General features: G+C 66.4%; 18 protein-coding genes. 12 read left to right on the forward strand and 6 right to left on the reverse strand.

Annotated features, from left to right (window positions below; all coding sequences use genetic code 11):
- Window positions 1-4: 4 nt before the first annotated feature.
- On the forward strand, window positions 5-2,284 hold the full coding sequence (gene clpA, locus ACT9F5_RS01975; protein WP_445118264.1) for an ATP-dependent Clp protease ATP-binding subunit ClpA: 2,280 nt from the start codon (window positions 5-7) through the stop codon (window positions 2,282-2,284).
- A gap of 71 nt (window positions 2,285-2,355) precedes the next feature.
- Here the strand turns inward: clpA and infA are convergent, their stop codons facing one another.
- The 4 genes from infA to trxB all read right to left on the reverse strand — a co-directional run bounded on the left by infA (window position 2,356) and on the right by trxB (window position 5,582).
- Window positions 2,356-2,574 carry a translation initiation factor IF-1 gene (gene infA / locus ACT9F5_RS01980; protein ID WP_445099743.1) on the reverse strand — a complete coding sequence of 73 codons (219 nt, stop codon included), beginning with the start codon at window positions 2,572-2,574 and terminating at the stop codon, window positions 2,356-2,358.
- Between the two features lie 116 nt (window positions 2,575-2,690).
- Entirely contained in the window at window positions 2,691-3,425 is a 735-nt protein-coding gene (gene aat / locus ACT9F5_RS01985; RefSeq protein ID WP_445118265.1) for a leucyl/phenylalanyl-tRNA--protein transferase, read from the reverse strand.
- Window positions 3,394-4,587 carry a GNAT family N-acetyltransferase gene (locus ACT9F5_RS01990; RefSeq protein ID WP_445118266.1) on the reverse strand — a complete coding sequence of 398 codons (1,194 nt, stop codon included), beginning with the start codon at window positions 4,585-4,587 and terminating at the stop codon, window positions 3,394-3,396. Before ACT9F5_RS01990 ends, aat begins: the two co-directional genes overlap by 32 nt.
- Before the next feature lie 41 nt (window positions 4,588-4,628).
- Window positions 4,629-5,582, reverse strand: a complete 954-nt coding sequence (trxB, locus tag ACT9F5_RS01995) for a thioredoxin-disulfide reductase (protein ID WP_445118267.1) — start codon at window positions 5,580-5,582, stop codon at window positions 4,629-4,631.
- Between the two features lie 214 nt (window positions 5,583-5,796).
- Here trxB and ald point away from each other — a divergent pair, with 214 nt between their 5' ends.
- The 11 genes from ald to ACT9F5_RS02050 all read left to right on the forward strand — a co-directional run bounded on the left by ald (window position 5,797) and on the right by ACT9F5_RS02050 (window position 18,022).
- A complete protein-coding gene (ald, locus tag ACT9F5_RS02000; protein ID WP_445118268.1) occupies window positions 5,797-6,867 on the forward strand; it encodes an alanine dehydrogenase in 1,071 nt (356 codons plus the stop codon).
- Window positions 6,868-6,911: 44 nt separating this feature from the next.
- Entirely contained in the window at window positions 6,912-9,287 is a 2,376-nt protein-coding gene (locus ACT9F5_RS02005; RefSeq protein ID WP_445118269.1) for a DNA translocase FtsK 4TM domain-containing protein, read from the forward strand.
- Window positions 9,288-9,383: 96 nt separating this feature from the next.
- Entirely contained in the window at window positions 9,384-10,013 is a 630-nt protein-coding gene (gene lolA, locus ACT9F5_RS02010) for an outer membrane lipoprotein chaperone LolA (RefSeq protein WP_445118270.1), read from the forward strand.
- A 107-nt stretch (window positions 10,014-10,120) separates the two neighbouring features.
- Complete coding sequence (locus tag ACT9F5_RS02015) at window positions 10,121-10,846, forward strand: hypothetical protein (RefSeq protein ID WP_445118271.1); 726 nt, start codon at window positions 10,121-10,123, stop codon at window positions 10,844-10,846.
- A 189-nt stretch (window positions 10,847-11,035) separates the two neighbouring features.
- A complete protein-coding gene (locus ACT9F5_RS02020; protein ID WP_445119472.1) occupies window positions 11,036-12,307 on the forward strand; it encodes an AAA family ATPase in 1,272 nt (423 codons plus the stop codon).
- Between the two features lie 363 nt (window positions 12,308-12,670).
- Window positions 12,671-13,579, forward strand: a complete 909-nt coding sequence (locus tag ACT9F5_RS02025) for a hypothetical protein (RefSeq protein WP_445118272.1) — start codon at window positions 12,671-12,673, stop codon at window positions 13,577-13,579.
- Between the two features lie 18 nt (window positions 13,580-13,597).
- Complete coding sequence (locus tag ACT9F5_RS02030) at window positions 13,598-14,032, forward strand: hypothetical protein (protein ID WP_445118273.1); 435 nt, start codon at window positions 13,598-13,600, stop codon at window positions 14,030-14,032.
- Window positions 14,032-14,727 carry a cysteine peptidase family C39 domain-containing protein gene (locus ACT9F5_RS02035; RefSeq protein ID WP_445118274.1) on the forward strand — a complete coding sequence of 232 codons (696 nt, stop codon included), beginning with the start codon at window positions 14,032-14,034 and terminating at the stop codon, window positions 14,725-14,727. Before ACT9F5_RS02030 ends, ACT9F5_RS02035 begins: the two co-directional genes overlap by 1 nt.
- Window positions 14,727-15,254 carry a hypothetical protein gene (locus ACT9F5_RS02040; RefSeq protein WP_445118275.1) on the forward strand — a complete coding sequence of 176 codons (528 nt, stop codon included), beginning with the start codon at window positions 14,727-14,729 and terminating at the stop codon, window positions 15,252-15,254. The genes ACT9F5_RS02035 and ACT9F5_RS02040 overlap by 1 nt, the downstream gene beginning before the upstream one ends.
- A gap of 40 nt (window positions 15,255-15,294) precedes the next feature.
- A complete protein-coding gene (locus tag ACT9F5_RS02045; protein WP_445118276.1) occupies window positions 15,295-16,677 on the forward strand; it encodes an acetate kinase in 1,383 nt (460 codons plus the stop codon).
- Window positions 16,678-16,819: 142 nt separating this feature from the next.
- A complete protein-coding gene (locus ACT9F5_RS02050) occupies window positions 16,820-18,022 on the forward strand; it encodes a hypothetical protein (protein ID WP_445118277.1) in 1,203 nt (400 codons plus the stop codon).
- A 9-nt stretch (window positions 18,023-18,031) separates the two neighbouring features.
- Here ACT9F5_RS02050 and ACT9F5_RS02055 read toward each other — a convergent pair whose 3' ends face one another.
- Both ACT9F5_RS02055 and ACT9F5_RS02060 read right to left on the reverse strand, forming a co-directional pair.
- Window positions 18,032-19,369, reverse strand: coding sequence for a M28 family peptidase (locus ACT9F5_RS02055; RefSeq protein ID WP_445118278.1), 1,338 nt, complete (start codon window positions 19,367-19,369; stop codon window positions 18,032-18,034).
- A gap of 137 nt (window positions 19,370-19,506) precedes the next feature.
- Window positions 19,507-19,794 carry a hypothetical protein gene (locus tag ACT9F5_RS02060; RefSeq protein ID WP_445118279.1) on the reverse strand — a complete coding sequence of 96 codons (288 nt, stop codon included), beginning with the start codon at window positions 19,792-19,794 and terminating at the stop codon, window positions 19,507-19,509.
- Between the last annotated feature and the right edge of the window lie 82 nt (window positions 19,795-19,876).

Consider the following 19,876-nt stretch of genomic DNA (forward strand, 5'->3'; position numbering starts at 1 on the left):
CCCCATGTTCAGCAAGGATCTCGAGTTCAGCATCGGCCAGTGCTACAAGCGCGCCCGCGAGGCGCGCAACGAGTACATGACGGTCGAACACCTGCTGCTCGCACTGCTCGACAACCCCTCCGCCGAGGCCGTGCTCAAGGCCTGCGGCGCCGACTTCCCGCGCCTGCGTGGCGACCTGGAACAGGCCATCGCGACCTCGGTGTCGGTGTTGCCCGACGAGGTCGACCGCGACACCCAGCCGACCCTGGGTTTCCAGCGGGTGCTGCAGCGCGCGGTCTACCACGTGCAGTCCTCCGGCAAGAAGGAGGTCACCGGCGCCAACGTGCTGGTCGCGATCTTCGGCGAGAAGGATTCGCACGCGGTCTATTACCTCAACCAGCAGGACGTTGCCCGGCTGGACGTGGTCAATTTCCTGTCGCACGGCATCGCCAAGCATGGCGAGGAGGCCGACGGCCATCCGCTCGAGGGCGAGGTGCATTCCGTCGACGGTGAAGGCGACGGCAAGGCCGACCCGCTCGCGGAGTTCGCGGTCGACCTCAACCAGCTCGCGCGCGACGGCAAGATCGATCCGCTGGTCGGGCGGGGCGACGAGGTCGAGCGCACGATCCAGGTGCTGTGCCGCCGGCGCAAGAACAACCCGCTGTACGTTGGCGAGGCCGGCGTCGGCAAGACCGCGATCGCCGAAGGCCTGGCCAAGCGGATCGTCGATGGCGAGGTGCCCGAGGTGCTGGAGGACGCGACCATCTACGCGCTCGACCTGGGCGCGCTGGTCGCTGGCACCAAGTACCGCGGCGACTTCGAGAAGCGTCTCAAGGGCGTGCTGTCGCAGATGAAGAAGGTGCCCGGCGCGGTGCTGTTCATCGACGAGATCCACACCATCATCGGCGCCGGTTCCGCCTCGGGCGGCACGATGGACGCGAGCAACCTGATCAAGCCCGCACTGGCCTCCGGTGATCTGCGTTGCATCGGTTCGACCACGTTCCAGGAGTACCGCGGCATCTTCGAGAAGGACCGGGCGCTGGCCCGGCGCTTCCAGAAGATCGACATCGTGGAGCCGACCGTCGGCGAGGCGTTTGAAATCCTGCAGGGGCTGAAGCCGAAGTACGAAGCGCACCACGGCGTGACCTATGCCGACGATGCGCTGCAGGCCGCGGTCGACCTGTCGGTGAAGCACATCGGCGACCGCCTGCTGCCGGACAAGGCGATCGACGTGATCGACGAGGCCGGTGCCCGGCAGCGGTTGCTGCCGCTGGAGACCCGCAAGTCGGCGATCGACGTCGAGGAGATCGAGACGATCGTCGCAAAGATGGCGCGGATCCCGGCCAAGCAGGTCTCGGCGACGGACAAGGACGTGCTCCGCAACCTCGAGCGCAACCTGAAGATGGTGATCTTCGGCCAGGATCCGGCGATCGACATGCTGACCTCGGCGATCAAGCTGTCACGCTCGGGCCTGGGCAACCCCGACAAGCCGATCGGCAACTTCCTGTTCGCCGGTCCGACCGGCGTTGGCAAGACCGAGGTGACCAGGCAGCTTGCGCTGCAACTCGGCATCGAGCTGGTGCGCTTCGACATGTCCGAGTACATGGAGCCGCACTCCGTGTCGCGGCTGATCGGTGCGCCCCCGGGCTACGTCGGCTTCGACCAGGGTGGCCTGCTGACCGAGAAGATCGTCAAGACCCCGCATTGCGTGCTGCTGCTGGACGAGGTCGAGAAGGCGCATCCGGACATCTTCAACATCCTGTTGCAGGTCATGGACCGCGGCACCCTGACCGACACCAACGGTCGCGAGGCGAATTTCAGGAACGTGATCGTTGTGATGACCACCAACGCCGGCGCGGCGCAGGCGGCACGGCGGTCGATCGGTTTCACCAAGCAGGACCACAGCACTGATGCGATGGAAGTGATCCGCAAGGGCTTCACCCCCGAATTCCGCAACCGGCTGGATGCGGTGGTGCAATTCGATGCGCTCGGCTTCGACCACATCCTGCGCGTGGTCGACAAGTTCCTGATCGAGCTGGAGGCGCAGTTGCACGAAAAGAACGTGGTGCTAGGCGCGACCCCGGATGCGCGTGAGTGGCTGGCCCAGCATGGCTTCGACCCGTTGATGGGCGCACGGCCCATGGCCCGGGTGATCCAGGACAGGATCAAGCGCCCGCTGGCCGACGAGCTGCTGTTCGGCAAGCTGGTCGGCGGCGGGCGGGTCAGCATCGAGGTCAGGGACGGCGAGTTGGTTATCGAAGCCCATGCCGAGCCGGAGAAGCTGTTGCCCGCCACGGTGGAATGACCAGTTGGCCCCGCGTGGAAAATAAAAAGGCGACCTGATGGTCGCCTTTTTTAATCAATAACTTGCCGAAACTACTTCATGCGGTAAGTGATGCGTCCCTTGGTCAAGTCATACGGCGTCATCTCCACCTTGACCTTGTCGCCGGTCAGGATGCGGATGTAGTTCTTGCGCATCCGGCCGGAGATGTGGGCGATGATCTCGTGCCCGTTTTCGAGGCGCACGCGGAACATGGTGTTCGGAAGGGTTTCCGCCACCGAGCCCTCGAATTCGATCACGTCGTCTTTTGCCATGTGTTTCCTGTTGTTTCCCTGTAGGCGGCGCAAGATGCGGCCGCTAAGCCGGGTATTCTGTCACGCGGGCGGCTTGCACGCAAAAGGCCGGGGCAGGAGCGTTCAGACCGTCGTGCTCAGCCCGCGAGTTCGTTGGCCGGCATTTCGCCAAATTGCGATGTCCACTGGCCCGCCGGTCCGGGCTGGGCGGCGAGGTGAGCCACGGCATCGAGGAATCGTTGGCGCGGCCAGGACTCCGCACCCAGTCCGAGCAGGTGGGGACTCTCGACCTGCGCATCCAGCAGTGGCCAGCCCCACGCATGCAGCCGCCGGACCAACGCAGCCAGCGCGACCTTGGAGCCCCCGGACGCGGGGCTGACCATGCTTTCGCCGAAGAACATCCGGCCGATTGCAACGCCATACAGGCCACCGACCAGTTCCTCGCCGTTGCGGACCTCGATCGAATGGGCGTGGCCGAGCCGATGCAGTTCTCTATAGGCATTGCGCATGGCGTCGGTGATCCATGTGCCGGGCTGGCCCGGCCGGGGGTGCCGCGCGCAGGCATCGACCACCTCTGCGAACGCTGTGTCGGCAGTAACCCTCCAGTCACAGCGGCGCAGCGAACGCCGGAACCGGCTCGACAGTCGGACCGAATCGGTTCGGAACACCATGCGCGGATCGGGCGACCACCACAACAACGGCTGTCCCTCTGAGTACCAGGGGAAAATGCCGTGGGCATAGGCATTCAGAAGCCGCGCCGCCGAGAGGTCACCGCCCATTGCAAGTAGCCCGTCGGGGTCGCGCAATGCCGTGCGCGGATCCGGGAAGGGCGCGTTCGGATCAGTCGGAAGCTGCGGCAGTCGGATCGGCATGGCCGTCATGATCGCCGCCAACGCGCTTGAATGGCGAATGCGCGGCGAGCGTGGCCGCGTAGCGGCGAACCGATGCGGCTTCCTGTGCGCACCAGTCGCGCAGGGCGTCGCGGAAGGCGTCGTGCGCGATCCAGTGGCGGCTGTGGACCAGGTTCGGGAGGAATCCGCGCGCGAGTTTGTGCTCACCCTGCGCGCCGGGCTCGAAGCGGGTCAAACCTTCGCGCAGGCAGTACTCGATGCCCTGGTAGTAGCAGGTCTCGAAGTGGAGGCCCGGGACGGTCTCGCTGCTGCCCCAGTAGCGGCCATACAGGGTGTCTCCACCACGCAGGCAGATCGCACCCGCGATCGGCTGGCTCACGCCGTCGGCAACCACGCGTTCCGCCAGAAACAGCACAAGCGAGCGCGGCATCATGTCCCGCAGGTGCTGCAGGAAGGGCAGGGTCAGCGCCGGGTGGTTGCCGTACTCGGCGAAGGTCTGCAGGTAGAAGCGATGGGCGATGGCCAGGTCGGCGTCGCTGGCATCGGCGCCGTCGACCACGCGGAACCTGATGCCGGCGCGGGCAACCCTGGCGCGCTCTTGGCGGATGTTCTTGCGGTGCTTGTGGTCGAAAGCCGCAAGGTAATCGTCGAAGCCGCGCCAGCCGGAATCGTTGCGCCAGTGATACTGGACATCGATCCGCGCAAGCCAGTCCCCGGTGAAGGCCGTAGCTTCGTCATCGCGATGGAAATTGACGTGGGCCGACGAGACATCCTCGAGCGCCGCAAGCCGGGCCATCGCATCCAGCAGTTGTATGCGATGCGCCGGATCGCGTGCGAGCAGGCGCGGCCCGGGCACGGGCGAGTAGGGCACCGCGCACAACCACTTCGGGAAGTAGTCGAGCCCGTGCTGAGCATAGGCGTGTGCCCAAGCGTGGTCGAACACGAACTCGCCGTGGGAGTTGTCCTTCAGGTAGCCGGGCGCGGCGGCGACCAGTTGGTCGCCCTGCCACAAGGTCAGGTGCCGCGGCGTCCAGCCCCAGTCCGAACGCACGCAGCCGTGCCGTTCCAGGCCGGCCAGGAACGAATGCGCGACGAAGGGATTGCGGCCGTCGTGCAGCGCATCCCACTGGTCGGCGGGGATATCGTGGAGGTTGGCGACGATGCGGGTTTGGAAGGCTGCCATCGCATCGTGGTCCAGCAAGTCAACGCAGTCCGCCGGCGGGGCTACTCACCCTGGTCGAGGAATTTCTCCGCATCCAGCGCCGCCATGCACCCGAAACCGGCCGAGGTGATCGCCTGGCGGTAGACCTGGTCGGCCACGTCGCCGGCGGCGAACACGCCGCGCACCGAGGTCTGGGTCGCGTTGCCACCGAGGCCCGACTGGATCTGCAGGTAACCGCCCTTCATCTCCAGCTGGCCCTCGAACAGCGAGGTGTTCGGGGTGTGGCCGATCGCCACGAAGAAGCCGTTGACCGGGATTTCGCGGGTGCTGTCGTCCTTGGTCGAACGCAGGCGCATGCCGTTGACGCCGCTGTCGTCGCCCAGCACCTCGTCGACGGTGTGGTCCCAGATCAGCTCGATCTTGCCGGCCTGGGCCTTGGCAAACAGCTTGTCCTGCAGGATCTTCTCCGCGCGCAGGCTGTCGCGGCGGTGCACCAGGTACACCTTGCGCGCGATGTTGGACAGGTACAGCGCCTCCTCGACCGCGGTGTTGCCGCCGCCGATCACCGCCACCTCCTGCTCCTTGTAGAAGAAGCCGTCGCAGGTCGCGCAGGCCGACACGCCCTTGCCCATGAACTTCTGCTCCGACTCGATGCCCAGGTATTTGGCGCTGGCGCCGGTCGCGATGACCAGCGCGTCGCAGGTGTACTCGCCGCTGTCGCCCTTGAGCCGGAACGGCCGCTGAGACAGGTCGGCGCTGTGGATGTGGTCGAACACGGTCTCGGTGTCGAAGCGTTCGGCGTGCGCCTGCATGCGTGCCATCAGGTCCGGACCCATCAACCCGTGCGCGTCGCCGGGCCAGTTGTCGACCTCTGTGGTGGTCATCAGCTGGCCGCCCATCTGCAGGCCGGTGATCACCAGCGGTTTGAGGTTGGCGCGCGCGGCGTAGACCGCCGACGTCCAGCCGGCGGGGCCGGAACCGAGGATGATGAGGCGGGCGTGCTTGCTTGGGGTCATGGGTATAATCGAGGGCTTGGCGTAGTCCCATAGCTTGGCGGCGACGTCCCTGCAAAACAAGGCAGGTTCCAGGGATGCTGCGTTGCATGGCGACGCGGTCAAGGACCCGTCGGATCCACCCCAATGGATTGGATTTTCCAGTCACGCGCCACTTCACGAAAACACGGCCGGCGCCGCATCGCGGCTTACCCCCGGCCCTTTGGAGACGATTGCAATGCGTATCGGTGTACCCCGGGAAACCAAGACCCTCGAAGGGCGTGTCGCGCTCGTTCCGGCTGCCGCCGGCGACCTGGTAAAGCGTGGCCACGAGGTCTGGCTGGAAAAGGATGCCGGCATCAAGAGCGGCTTCTCCGATGAGGAGTACACCCGCCTGGGCGTCAACATCGCCGCCGACGCCGCCGCGCTCTACGAAAAGGGCCAGTTGATCGTCAAGGTCAAGGAGCCGATTGCCGGCGACCTGCAGCACCTGCGCAAGGACCACCTGCTGTTCTGTTACCTGCACCTGGCGGCCGAGCCGGAGCTGACCCGCAAGCTGCTCGAGATCGGGCTGACCGGTGTCGCGTTCGAGACCGTCGAGCTGCCCAACGGCGAATTGCCGCTGCTGGCGCCGATGTCGGTCATCGCCGGCAGGATCGCGACCCAGGTCGGCACCACGCTGCTGCACCAGCCGCAAGGTGGCAAGGGCAAGCTGCTCGGCGGCCTGCCTTCGACCGAACGCGGCAAGGTGGTGGTGTTCGGTGCGGGCAAGGCCGGCGGCGCGGCGGCGGCACTGGCCGCGGCCGGCGGCGCCAACGTGGTCGTGTTCGAGATGCGCGCCGACCGCATGGACGAAATGATGCAGCTGGGCGCCAACGTGACCACGCTGTACCCGTACCACGACGTGGTCGCGCGTGAAGTCGCCACCGCCGACCTGGTGGTCGGCGCGGTTCTGGTCACCGGCGCCAAGGCGCCGCGCGTGCTGACCCGCGAGATGCTCAAGGGCATGCAGGACGGCAGCGTGGTGGTCGACATCTCGATCGACCAGGGCGGCTGCTTCGGGACCTCGCGCCCGACCACCTGGAAGGAGCCGACCTACGTGGAGGAGGGCGTGACCCATTTCTGCGTGACCAACATGCCCGGCTCGGTGCCGCAGACCAGCTCGCAGGCGATCTGCGCGGCGATCCTGCCGTGGGTCAACAAGCTGGCCTCGGATGCGGACTGGCGCGACAACCCGGCACTGCAGCGCGGCATCAACGTCGACGCCGGCAAGCTGGTGCATCCGGCGTTGCTGGACATGAAGCTGTAGTATATTCAAGTACTAACAGCATCTAGCTAAGGCAGAACGTCACGGTGGCGCAAGCGTCCACAGCAGCCCGCAGGAAGAAAACCAACCCGGCCACGGCGCGCGACCCCGCGCGCCGCGAGCCGTCGCCGCGGCGCCAGCGGCTGATGCGCGACATCGCGTTGATCCTGATTGCGCCGTTGCTGTTGTACCTGTTGGCCAGCCTGGTGACGTTCTCACCGAACGATCCGGGCTGGTCGCACTCGGGCAGCATCACCGCGCCGCTCAACAACGTCGGCGGGCGGGTCGGGGCGTGGCTGGCCGACGTGCTGCTGTACCTGACCGGCTACGTCGCGTTCCTGTTGCCGGTAATGCTCGGGCTGATCGCCTGGATCGCGCTGTTCAAGATGGACGCCGATGGTGACGGCGACGCCGACCTCGGGCCGGCGCTGCGGCTGGTCGGCATCGTCGGCTTCCTGGTGTCGGCGACCGGCCTGTTGCAACTGCGGGTCGGCCCGGTGATCGATTTCTCGGCCGGCGCCGGCGGCATCCTCGGCCAACTGGTCGGTCGATCGCTGTACAGCGGCTTCGGCCCGGTCGGCGGCAACCTGTTCCTGCTGGCGTTGCTGCTGGTGTCGGTGACGCTGGCCACCGGCATTTCGTGGCTGGCGGTGATGGACCGGATCGGTCAGTGGACGCTTTCGCTGGGGCCGCTTTTGTCGCGCCTGTTCCGGCGCGGCAGCCGGCAGGCGAACGAATGGCAGCAGACCCGGGCGTTGCGCGAGGAACGCGAGGAGGTGCGCAAGGTCGACACCGAACTGCGCGCCAGGCGCGCACCGGTCAAGATCGAACCGCCGGCCCCGGCCGCGGTCGAGAAGAGCGACCGGGCCAAGCGCGAGCAGCAGATCCCGCTGTTCCACGTCGGCGACGGCACCGGCATCCCGCCACTGGCGTTGCTCGACGACCCCAAGCCGCAGCCCAAGGGTTACAGCGCCGAGACGCTGGAAACGCTGTCGCGGCAGATCGAGTTCAAGCTCAAGGACTTCCGCATCGAGGCCGAGGTGGTCGGCGCCTATCCGGGTCCGGTGATCACGCGGTTCGAGGTGCAGCCGGCCCCCGGCGTCAAGGTCAGCCAGATCAGTTCGCTCGACAAGGACATCGCCCGCGGCCTGTCGGTGAAGTCGGTGCGCGTGGTCGACGTGATCCCGGGCAAGTCGGTGATCGGGCTGGAAACGCCCAATACGCAACGCGAGATGATCTACCTGTCGGAACTGCTGCGTTCGAAGGAGTACGACAAGTCCAACAGCCCGCTGACGCTTGCGCTGGGCAAGGACATCTCGGGCCGGCCAACCGTCGCCGACCTTGCACGTATGCCGCACCTGCTGGTCGCCGGCACCACCGGTTCGGGCAAGTCGGTCGCGGTCAACGCGATGGTGCTGAGCCTGCTGTACAAGGCGTCCGCGAAGGAACTGCGGATGCTGATGATCGACCCGAAGATGCTGGAGTTGAGCGTCTACGAAGGCATCCCGCACCTGCTGGCGCCGGTCGTGACCGACATGAAGGAGGCCGCCAATGGCCTGCGCTGGTGCGTGGCCGAGATGGAGCGGCGCTACAAGCTGATGTCGACGGTCGGGGTGCGCAACCTGGCCGGCTTCAACAAGAAGGTGCGCGACGCGGCCGAGGCCGGGCAACCGATGCTCGACCCGCTGTTCAAGCCCAACCCCGAAATCGACGAGGCGCCACCGCAACTGGAGCCGCTGCCGTTCATCGTCATCTTCATCGACGAATTCGCCGACATGATGATGATCGTCGGCAAGAAGGTGGAGGAGCTGATCGCGCGGCTGGCGCAGAAGGCGCGCGCGGCCGGCATCCACCTGATCCTGGCGACCCAGCGACCCTCGGTCGACGTCATCACCGGCCTGATCAAGGCCAACATCCCGACCCGCATCGCGTTCCAGGTGTCGAGCAAGATCGACTCGCGCACCATCCTCGACCAGTCCGGCGCCGAGGCGCTGCTCGGCAACGGCGACATGCTGTACCTGCCGCCGGGAACGGCGATGCCGGAGCGCGTGCACGGTGCGTTCGTGTCGGATGACGAGGTCCACCGCGTGGTCGAGCACCTCAAGCAGATCGGCGGGCGCCCGGACTACATCGAAGGCGTGCTGGAAGACGTGCAGACGATGGGCGACGGCGTGGTCGTCGGCGCCACCGGCCTGCCGGAGACCGCCAGCAGCGGCGACGAATCCGACCCGTTGTATGACGAGGCGGTGCGGGTGGTTACGGAGACCCGGCGCGCGTCGATCTCCGGCGTGCAGCGCCGGCTCAAGATCGGTTACAACCGTGCCGCGCGACTGGTGGAAGCGATGGAGGCCGCCGGGGTCGTAACCCCGCCGGAGCACAACGGCGACCGCAGCGTGCTGGCGCCGCCACCACCACGGGACTGAGAAGGTCGGGCGACTGAACGGATCCTGCGACGTCGAGGACCTATTCAGCTTCGCCCCCACACACTGCGACCAGACCTGATCGGGAGATCCATTTTCATGAAGCAGATGATCCGCTGGAGCGCCGCACTGTTGCTGGGCGCGGGCATCGCCGGCAGCGCGTTCGCCGGCGCACGCGACGGCCTCAACGCCTTCACCAAGGGGCTTGAAGGGCTCGACGGCCAGTTCACCCAGAAGGTCTACAACAGCCAGGGCAAACTGAAGGAAACATCCAGCGGCGAGGTCCAGTTGTCGGTCCCGCGTTTGTTCCGTTGGGAGTACGTCAAGCCGTATCCGCAACTGATCGTCGCCGATGGCGACAAGGTCTGGATCTACGACCCCGATCTTGCGCAGGTCACGGTGCGTCCGCAGGGCGTGCAGGAGCAGAGCAGCCCGCTGGCCGCACTGATTGAACCGGAAAAGCTCGACACCATGTTCCTGGTGCGTGAAACCGGGCAGGCCGACGGCCTGGAGTGGCTCACCCTGACGCCGAAGAAGGGCCAGGAGGCGAGTTTCCAGAGCGCCCGGCTCGGCTTCCGCGGCGAGCAACTGGTGAAGATGGAAGTGTTGGACACCATCGGCCAGAACACCCGCATCGAGTTCAGCAACTGGAAGCGCAATCCGGATTTCGCGGCTGGCACGTTCAAGTACACACCGCCGAAGGGTGTCGACGTGATCGGCGAAGGCTGAACAGGACTACCGTTCATTTTCAACGACTTGGCCTCACGGCTCGTCGACGGAGCAATCGCGAGACTACGCCCAGCGGCGCCGATACCGGTGCCAGACCGGGAATCGCGATGCGCCACATTCCACGCCACATCAACCAGCCCGTCGTGCTCGCGGTCATTGCGGGCCTCGGCCTGTTTTCCACCGCCGTCGTGGCGGACGACCGGACGCCGATCGAGATCCACGCCCATGCGCTGGATCGCCAGCCGGAGTCACGCATCGAGGCCGACCAGGCCATGGATGCGGCGGTCGCGGCATCGGTGATCGGGGCGATCTCCACCCAGTTCGAAGAACGCAAGGTCGCGGTGAAGCTCGACGCGGTGGCCGTGCAGCCCGCGAGCGTGCGCGACCGCACCGTGAGTGGCGAAGGGCGGCTGCAGATCGGCGGTGATGCCAATTGGATCCCGTTCCGGTTCGACGTGCTCTATGACACCCGCACCGCCAGTGTCAGCTACCCGGCGATCACCTTGGGTGACCCGGAAAATGCCCATGAAGTCGCCCTGGACGCGCCATTGGCCGTGGAACTGGGCCTGCGTGCCGACCAGGCGCTTGATGCCGAGTTCGCCCAGCAGCCGGTGCAACTGGTGGTGAGCCGGGTGACCGCTGCCGACGCCGGCAAGCGCTACACGCTGGTCAAGGCGACCGGCACCGCGGATTTCGCGGCGGAAGGCACGACGCCGACACAGGTGCAGGCGCTTTACGACCGCGAGACCGGCGAGTGGTTGCGGCTCGATTACGAGCTCGGCACCACGTCGAACTGGGCCGACACCGAGGATGCAGCGGTAGCGGCCCGATGACCAAGGGCGGGTAGCCACGCCGCTCTTCCCGGTGTCCGCACCCCAAGGCGCTTCCTTTCGCTATCGTGTACCGGTCGCCGAACCGATGACCCGCCTGCCGTGGCACGCCGTACCACTTCCCCCGTAGACACCCCCGACCTGATCGGCCCGGACCCGGCCAACGAGGCGTTGCGCCCGCTGGCCGAACGCATGCGCCCGCGCAACGTCGACGAGATGGTCGGCCAGCGCCGCCTGCTCGCGCCGGGGTCCGCGCTGCGTCGCGCGGTCGAGTCCGGCCATGTCCATTCGATGATCCTGTGGGGGCCGCCGGGCTGCGGCAAGACCACGCTCGCGCTGTTGCTCGCGCAGTACGCCGATGCCGAGTTCAAGGCGATTTCCGCGGTGTTGTCCGGCCTGCCGGAGGTGCGCGTGGTACTCGCCGAGGCGGCGCAGCGATTTGCCGGGGGCCGTCGCACCGTGCTGTTCGTCGACGAGGTGCACCGTTTCAACAAGGCCCAGCAGGACGCGTTCCTGCCGCACATCGAGCGCGGCACCATCCTGTTTGTCGGGGCGACCACCGAGAACCCGTCGTTCGAACTCAACTCCGCCTTGCTCTCGCGCTGCCGCGTCCACGTGATGGAGGGCGTGTCGGTCGACGACATCGTGCTCGCCCTGCATCGTGCGCTCGACGACACGGAGCGGGGCCTGGGCGGGCAGGGGCTGGACGTTTCCGACGACGCGCTGCGACAGATCGCCGGTGCCGCCGATGGCGATGTTCGGCGTGGCCTGACCCTGCTTGAGATCGCCGCCGAACTTGCCACCGGCGAGGACAACCGGATCACCGAGGCGACCCTGGTCCAGGTGCTGGCCGACCGCACCCGCCGTTTCGACAAGGGCGGCGAGCAGTTCTACGACCAGATATCCGCGCTGCACAAGTCCGTGCGCAGCTCCAACCCCGACGCCGCCCTGTACTGGCTGGCGCGCATGCTCGATGGCGGCTGTGATCCCGGCTACCTGGCCCGTCGCCTGACCCGGATGGCGACCGAGGACATCGGCCTGGCCGACCCGCGTGCGCAGGCGATGGCGATCGAGGCCTGGGATACCTTCGATCGACTCGGCAGCCCCGAGGGCGAACTGGCGCTGGCACAACTGACGATTTACCTGGCCAGCACGGCCAAATCAAACGCCGCATACGTGGCATTCAACGCCGCCCGGCGCGACGTCCGCGAACACGGAACCCAGGACGTGCCGCTGCACCTGCGCAATGCACCGACCAAGCTGATGAAGCAACTCGGATACGCCAAGGGCTACCAGTACGACCACGATGCCGAGGGCGGGATCGCCCTCGGGCAGACCGGCTTCCCGGACGCGATGGGCGAGCGCGTCTACTACCAGCCGGTCGAGCGCGGGCTGGAAATCAAGCTCAAGGAAAAGCTCGATCGACTACGCGCGGCGCGTCGCGACGCAGCCGGCGGCGGCTAGGCCCACCCGCAGGTTTGTATCGTTTTTGATACGCGGTGTAACACCGGTGAACCGGTGGCCGTTGCGACGCTATGTACCTGTGGAGCCCGGCCGACGGGCCAAGAGAGGGCCGGTTGTTTCAGGAGTGGAACGGTCCCGACGCAACGCGCTCCGGCGTGGAAGTCCGCCAAGCCCCATTCACCTGCATCGAGCCCCCCATAGCGGGGGTTCGCCGTCATTGCGCGTCGATGGCATCACTCCTGCGTGCCTTCTCCCTGCATTGCGGTCGGGTGTCGCTGTTTCCCCCTTTTGCACCCGGGCCATGCATCCTTGAGGAGAACGACAATGCGCATTCGCAAGACTCTGATTGCATCAGCAGCGCTCGTGGCACTTGGCCTGACAGGCCAGGCCTGGGCGCAACAAACCAACGGTGACGGCAACGGCGGCGACGATATCCTCGTCAACGCCAGCATCCCGATCGACGCCTCCAACTCGAGCACAGGCAACAACCGCGACAATGACGGCCGCGCCCGCGCGGATGGACTTGGTACCGCGGCCGCCAACAACGGCGGCTCGGCCACAGCCAACGTCTTCGACGCATTCAATACCAGCAATGCCGTCGCGACGACGGTCCTCAGTGGCGCGGTGACCGATATCCGCGTCCGCGACATCGGCAATGTCGCCAACAACTCCGGCAACGCCAATGGCGGTGGCGGCGGGGCTGGCGGTGCCGGCCTCGGCGGTATCGCGCTCGGTGGCGCCGGTGACGGTGGACGCGGCGGCGATGGCGGCAACGCCAATGGCGACAGCGGCCGCGGCGGTGACGGCGACAGCAGCAGTGGCGATGCGGGTGCGGCCAGCCTGGCAGTCGGCGGCTTCGCCGGTTCGGCGTCTGGCGATGTCGATGAGCGTCGTGCAGGTGACGGAACCAGCGGTTCTTCGTCCGCCACTGGCGGCGCGGGAACCAGCGGTGCCGCATCCGGCACGAGCGGTTCCAGCAGCGCCGCGGGTGGCAGCAGCGGTGCGGTCGCATCCAACGGCGGCGCCGGCGGCATGGGTGGCGCGGGTAGCGGTGGTGCCGCAACCGGTGGCGCCGGAACCGGTGCAGCCGGTGGCGCAGGCGGCTCCGGTGGATCGGTCGCCAACAGCGCGGGCGCCTTCGACATGTCCAACCACATGGACGGGTCGGCCAACGCCGCGGCGGGCATCATGGTCACTGCGCAGAACAGTGGCTTCGCCTCGCTCATCCAGCAGGGCGTGACGGTGCAGGCCAACCTGACGGTCGGCCAGTAACCGTACCTCCGATTCGCCGTGGCCCCGGCCACGGCGAATCGATGCGTGGCAACACGAAGCAGCCAGGAGAGCACCATGCGCCCACATACGGTCGTGCCCCGTCGTGCGAGCGGGTTGCTGTTGACGGGTTTACTCGCAATGCCCGTGATGGCGACCGCGACCGGACCGGAGCTGCAATCGAACGATTTCCAACGCGTCGAAGGCTTCGGGCCCACGGTCGATGCCGCCGGACTCGCACGGCTGCGCGGCGGAAACAGCGTAGAAAACCACGTCGATTCAAACGGTGTCGTCGAAGGCAACCATGCCGAGAACATCAACAGCGGTGACAACACGCTGGCCGGTGGCGCATTCGGCAATGCCACCGGCATCAATACCGTGATCCAGAACAGCGGCTCCAACGTGCTGATCCAGAACGGCATGGTGGTCAACGTGCAATTCACGCCGACACCGTGATGTCGCGCGCGGCCATCTTCGGCGTCGTGCTCGGGGCGGCGATGGCGCTCACGCCGTTCGCATCGATCGCATCATCGCTGGACCTGCAGGCGCCACATGGTGGCAGCTACCGGCTGCAGGTCACCAGCCTCAAGGAGGCGCGATTCAAGACCACGGTGCCGCAGCAGTACGACTTCAGTTGCGGATCGGCGGCGACCGCGACCCTGCTGACCTTCCAGTACGGCTATCCGGTCACCGAGGAAGACGTGTTCGTACAGATGTATCGAAGCGGCGACCAGCGCAAGATCCAGGCCGAAGGTTTCTCGCTGCTCGACATGCGGCGTTACATGGAGTCGCAGGGCTTCATTGCCGACGGTTTCGAATTGCCGCTGGACAAGCTGCTGGAGGAGGGGTTGCCGGCGATCGTGCTCCTCAACGATCGCGGCTACCGGCATTTCGTGGTGGTGAAGGGCCTGCGCGACGGCCGGGTGCTGCTGGGCGATCCGGCACGCGGCACCCGGGCGATGTCGCGCGCCCGTTTCGAGGCGCTTTGGGACAACGGCGTGTTGTTCGTCGTCCACAACCAGCGTGCCGTGGCGCAGTTCAACCAGGCCCGTGACTGGCGCACCGCGCCGCCCGCGCCGGTGCAGTCGGGTGTCGGCCGGCGCGGATTGCATGAATCGATCGCCCCGAAGCTTGGCCCGGGGGATATCTGATGCCGCGCCCCCACGCCGCGATCACCCATATCGGCGTTGCGATGGTGCTGGCCGGTGCGGCTTGGCCGTGTGCCGCCCGTGAGCCCGTCGACATCCTGACGCCCGCGAGCGCGCTGGGGCCGGAATGGATCGCGGTCGGCACGGAGCGCCTTGAACGCATGCGCGGCGGGTTCGTGCTGCCGTCCGGGCTGGCGATCTCGTTCGGGATCGAACGGGTGGTCTACGTCAACGGCGAGCTGGTCGCCACCGCACGGCTGAGCATCCCGGACATCACGAAGATGACTCCGGTGCAGGCACAGGGGTTGGCCGAGATGCGCCAGGGGATGCTCGTCCAGGTTGGCGACGGGAATGCGTTTGTCCCTTCAGGTGCGATCAACGGCGTGGTGATCCAGAACAGCCTCGACAACCAGGACATCCGCACGCTGACCACGCTCGACGTGGGCGTCGGGACGCTCGGGATGTTCAAGGCGCTCAACTCGCAGGCGGCATTGCAGGATGCCCTGCAGTCCGCAGTGGGCACGCCTTGATCGCAGCGGTTCCCATTGCCAGCAGGGACGGAACGGCCGGATGAACATGCGGACACGACGCGCGCCCACGATGTCGGTGGTATTTGCCAGCTGCCTGTCGCTCGCGGTCGCGGGGCAGGCCAATGCCCAGCAGGCCGGGGAGGGCGCATCGCCAGACTCGCGGCTGGACGAGTTGCAACGGCAGCTCGACCTGCAGACCACGCAACTGGACCACCTGCGCGATGACATCGCCGCGCAGGAGCAGAGCGTTGCCGGGCTGCAGCGGGCCATCAACGACGAGCGCCTGCGCCTGACCCGCGGGCGCGGCCTGCAGGACGGGACGCCGTCGTCGCAACCGCCCGTTCAACAGCCGGTCCCGGTCCCCCGTCCCGTCGCGCAGGTTGACCAGCCACCCCAGGGCCCGCCCGAGCAGCCGGTGGGCCGGGCACCCGAACAGGACCTCCGGCCTCCCGAAATCGCACAGATCTTCGACCAGCCCGGCGTGCTGACTCCACCCGGCAAGTTCGTGCTGGAGCCGACGTTGCAGTACGGCTACTCGTCGAGCAACCGCGTGGCGCTGGTCGGCTACACCATCATCCCGGCGATCCTGATCGGGCTGATCGACGTGCGCCAGGTCAAGACCACCACCGGCACCGCCGTGCTGACCGGGCGCTTGGGCCTGAGCAACCGCATGGAACTGGAAGCCAAGGTGCCGTATGTCCACGCCAGCAGCGACACCGTCAGCCGGGAGATATTCACCGGCACCGCGGTCGACAAGGCGTTCCACTCCAGTGGCCACGGGCTGGGTGATATCGAGGCGACGCTGCGTTACCAGCTCAACCAGGGCGGTCCCGACAAACCGTTCTACGTCGGATGGCTGCGCTACAAGAGCCGCACCGGCAAGGACCCGTTCGAGGTCGTCACCGACTGCGTGACCCGCTGCGTGGCCAATGCCACCGGCACCGGCCTGCCGCTGGAGCTGCCGACCGGCAGCGGCTTCACGGCGATCCAGCCCGGTCTTACCTGGCTCTACCCGTCCGACCCCGTCGTGTTCTTCGGCAGTGTCAGCTACCTGCACAACTTCGAGCGCCACGACGTCTCCCGCACGGTGCTGACCGGTGCTCCGCCGGAGTTCCCGCAGACCGCCACCGAGCCGATCGGCGACGTCGAGGCCGGCGACATCTGGGGTTTCAACTTCGGCATGGGACTGGCGCTCAACGAAAAGGCCTCGATCAGCATCGGCTACGACAGCGCCATCATCGGCCGGACCAAGCAGAACGGCGAGGACGCGCCCGGCGCGGTGCGGATCACGCTGGGAACGTTGCTGCTGGGCGCGTCCTACCGGTTCAGCGAGCGCCACACCCTCAACGTCGCGCTTGGCGTCGGCGTCACCGAGGACACGCCCGACGTCGTGCTGACGGCGCGCGTGCCGATCACGCTTTAGGTTCCGGCCCGTTCGAACCCGCGTACCCGTGCGTTGCAGCGGCCATCTGCGTGCGGCAGGCTGTGCAGGTCAGCATGCGGGCACAACAATCTTGGGGAGACGTCGAATGCGAACCATTCGTTGCGCAGTGGCAACGGCCTTGATGGCACTGTTGATGGGGACGGCAGCGGCGGGAAACCCGTCGGACGAAACCTACGTGCCGATCCAGTCCAGGGCTGACTTGCAGCGATATCTCGAAGCGACGCCGATTGCCGAATCGCCGTTGTCGCGCCTGTCGCCGATGGGGCGACGACGTTTCCTGGAGGACATCCACTTTACTGAAAGAGGGATCGGCGGTTACGGATTCGCCGACCTGCTGGCTGAACTCAGGGCGGATGAAATCAGTGAGGTGTTGGCGTTGTTCGATCTGCATGCATCCTCCGGATTGTTGAGCGATGCGCGCGAGGTGAATCGCAACGACCTCCCATCGCGCTGGCCAGTGCCACAGGAACCCACCGCGATCGGCCGGAAGTTCGACCAACTGCGGGCGCTTCGGCGCTTGCCGGAAGATGCAGGTTCCGGATTGACCGATGCGGTGCGCGAACAGGCCATGCACGACGGCTACGAGCGGCTGTTCGGTGCGGGTCCCCTGTCGTTGGCCGAAGTCTCCGATACCGACCTGGACCTGCTGTTTCGTGCCGCGAACATGGTGATCGGCATAACCAATGATCCAGAGTATTTCGACGATATGGATCGTCTGCTGGCCGAGTTGAAGACGCGAAACCTCGTCCAGAAGGATCACTATCGTGTGATGCACGAAGCACTGGTATTAACCCGAAATTTCGATCGGGCCGATGCGTTGGCGCGGACGCATCCATCATTGGAACTTGCGGCGATACCAAAGATTGTTGACAACGTTCCCATGAGCTACGCAGGACCCACCGCTTGGTGGGTAAGCCAGGATCGATATCAACTGGTCCACCAGGCTGTCGAACTCGGCGCACCGGCGATGGTTATCGTGACGGCGCATCTAGGTTGCGGTTATTCCCGAGACGCGATGAAGACCATCGAGTCCGATCCAGTACTGGGCCCGGTGTTCGCGAAGCATGCCAACTGGTTGGCTCCGCAGGATGGCCGCTTGGACATCGAGCTGTTGCAGCAATGGAACCGCGAGCACCCGGCTGTCGAGATGGTCCTTGCGGTCGATGCGCGCGAATGGCCCGCCATCGACGACTGGAAAACACCGACGTTCTACTTCTTCAAGAATGGCGAGCTGACCACCAAGGTTTCAGGCTGGCCGCTCGACGGGGCAGGGCATCGCGACGACGTTGTCGCGGCATTGGGCGAAATCGGCCTGCTCGAGTAGATCGCCGCGTCACGGCGTGACGGCGTACCCGCCAAAGCTCCCCGCCGCGCCCGGAAACACCACCGGGCTCTCCGCGCCATTCTTCCCGACCGCCGATACACCGAAGAAATAGTTGTCGATGACGACGTTTTCCAGCTTGTATTCGGTGATGTCGCCGACGTAGATGCTGCGGCTCCATTGCGGCTCGGTGGTGAGTCGCCAGTGGATGCGGTAGCCAGCGAGGTCGGGGGCCTGGCTCGCGGGTGGACGCATCCAGCGCAGGGTGGTGTCGGGGCTGACCGCGCCTTCGATCTCGACGTCCGCCGGCGGGGGAGGGGCCCACGCCATGCCCGCCAGGCTGACCGCGTTGAGGGCGGTCAGCTTGGCCCCGTAACCGAAGTCGACGCCGTCGATGGTGTCGCCGTAGACGATGCCGTCCTCGGTGCGCAGGTCCTGGTGCTGGCGGTTGTAGTTCTCGTTGGTTTCCATCACCCGCACCGCCGGCGCGCCGATGTCGTTGAACGGCCGATGGTGGCCGCCGCGGCCAAAGCGGTCGAGCCGGTAGACCATCATCACGTCGAGGTTCGGCACGTACCGGTCGGCCATGCGGTCGATATAGCGGGCGAGGTTGCGCGACGGCGAGTCGACCTCGCCGCCGGTGAAACGGCGCTTGCGGGCTTCCTCCACTGTCTCGTTGACGCGCGTTCCCTCCGAGAACACCCGGGCGGTGGTGTTGTCGATGACACCGTTGACACCCTCGATGTTGCCGATCATGTCGTTGTTGAGCAGCGCCTCGATCCGCCAACCGTGCACCTTGGCGTACTCGGCGAGGATCCTGCCGCCGAACAGCCCCTGTTCTTCGCCGGCAAGCGCGGCGTAGACGATGGAGCCATTGAACCTGTACTTCGACAGCACCCGTGCGGCTTCGAGCGTGCCGGCGATGCCCGAGGCGTTGTCGTTGGCGCCCGGCGAGTCGGAGGTGTAATCCATGACGTCGCTGACGCGCGAGTCGATGTCGCCGCTCATCACGACGTAGCGGTCCGGGTCGCTGCCGCCACGCTGGATCGCGATCACGCTGACCACTTCGACCGGGTCGGGGATGCGCTCCTCGCCGGAGACGGTGTCACTGACGACCATCACTTCCAGGCAACCGCCGCAGTCGCGTGAGATCCGTTCGAACTCGGCCTTGATCCAGCGCCGCGCCGCGCCGATGCCACGCGTGTCGGATTCCGTTTCGGACAACGTGTGTCGGGTCCCGAAACCCACCAGGGTGCGAATGTCGGCCTCGATCCGCGCCGCGGACGGTGCGGTTGCGATGTCGTGCAACTGCGGAACCGATGCGGGTGGCGGCGCGATGGTGGCAGCCATCGCGGAGGCACAGCAGAGGCTGGCGGCTGTGGCGAGCAGGTATCGATGCACGGCAAACGTCCCCGGAATGCGTTGAAACCAGAGTAAGGACGTTGGTCCGCCGCCCGCAACAGCTAACCGCGATCGGCCAAACATGATCAACCCGACGGAGGCGCTCCGCCGTTCTCCCGTTCCGCATCCGCTGGCGGCATGGTCGACGGCGCGTCGTCGCCGGTGCGCATCCGGCAATCGGTCGCTGCTTCGCCGGTCAGCCCGGTGCACGACTCGGTCGCGGAAGGAATGGTCGATGTGGGCGTGGTTGCAGCGCTGTCGTCGACGACCGTGGTCGTGGTTTCGGACGGCTCGATCGGTTCGGCATCCCTGCGGTCGCAACCGGCACCCACCACGAGCAGCACCGGCAGGATGGCAATGGTTCTGATGTTCACGGGACCTCCCTGCATAATCCATTGATTCGCGATGCGGCACCCTCGGGGCCGCCTGTGCACAATGGGTGGAGGCGTGTCGATG

The organism is Lysobacter sp. F6437, from assembly GCF_052547215.1.

Coding starts and splice junctions, on each gene's coding strand:
- clpA (WP_445118264.1), top strand. CDS start 5: ATGTTCAGCAAGGATCTCGAGTTCAGCATCGGCCAGTGCTACAAGCGC.
- infA (WP_445099743.1), bottom strand. CDS start 2,574: ATGGCAAAAGACGACGTGATCGAATTCGAGGGCTCGGTGGCGGAAACC.
- aat (WP_445118265.1), bottom strand. CDS start 3,425: ATGCCGATCCGACTGCCGCAGCTTCCGACTGATCCGAACGCGCCCTTC.
- ACT9F5_RS01990 (WP_445118266.1), bottom strand. CDS start 4,587: ATGGCAGCCTTCCAAACCCGCATCGTCGCCAACCTCCACGATATCCCC.
- trxB (WP_445118267.1), bottom strand. CDS start 5,582: ATGACCCCAAGCAAGCACGCCCGCCTCATCATCCTCGGTTCCGGCCCC.
- ald (WP_445118268.1), top strand. CDS start 5,797: ATGCGTATCGGTGTACCCCGGGAAACCAAGACCCTCGAAGGGCGTGTC.
- lolA (WP_445118270.1), top strand. CDS start 9,384: ATGAAGCAGATGATCCGCTGGAGCGCCGCACTGTTGCTGGGCGCGGGC.
- ACT9F5_RS02015 (WP_445118271.1), top strand. CDS start 10,121: ATGCGCCACATTCCACGCCACATCAACCAGCCCGTCGTGCTCGCGGTC.
- ACT9F5_RS02020 (WP_445119472.1), top strand. CDS start 11,036: ATGCGCCCGCGCAACGTCGACGAGATGGTCGGCCAGCGCCGCCTGCTC.
- ACT9F5_RS02035 (WP_445118274.1), top strand. CDS start 14,032: ATGTCGCGCGCGGCCATCTTCGGCGTCGTGCTCGGGGCGGCGATGGCG.
- ACT9F5_RS02040 (WP_445118275.1), top strand. CDS start 14,727: ATGCCGCGCCCCCACGCCGCGATCACCCATATCGGCGTTGCGATGGTG.
- ACT9F5_RS02045 (WP_445118276.1), top strand. CDS start 15,295: ATGAACATGCGGACACGACGCGCGCCCACGATGTCGGTGGTATTTGCC.
- ACT9F5_RS02050 (WP_445118277.1), top strand. CDS start 16,820: ATGGCACTGTTGATGGGGACGGCAGCGGCGGGAAACCCGTCGGACGAA.
- ACT9F5_RS02055 (WP_445118278.1), bottom strand. CDS start 19,369: ATGGCTGCCACCATCGCGCCGCCACCCGCATCGGTTCCGCAGTTGCAC.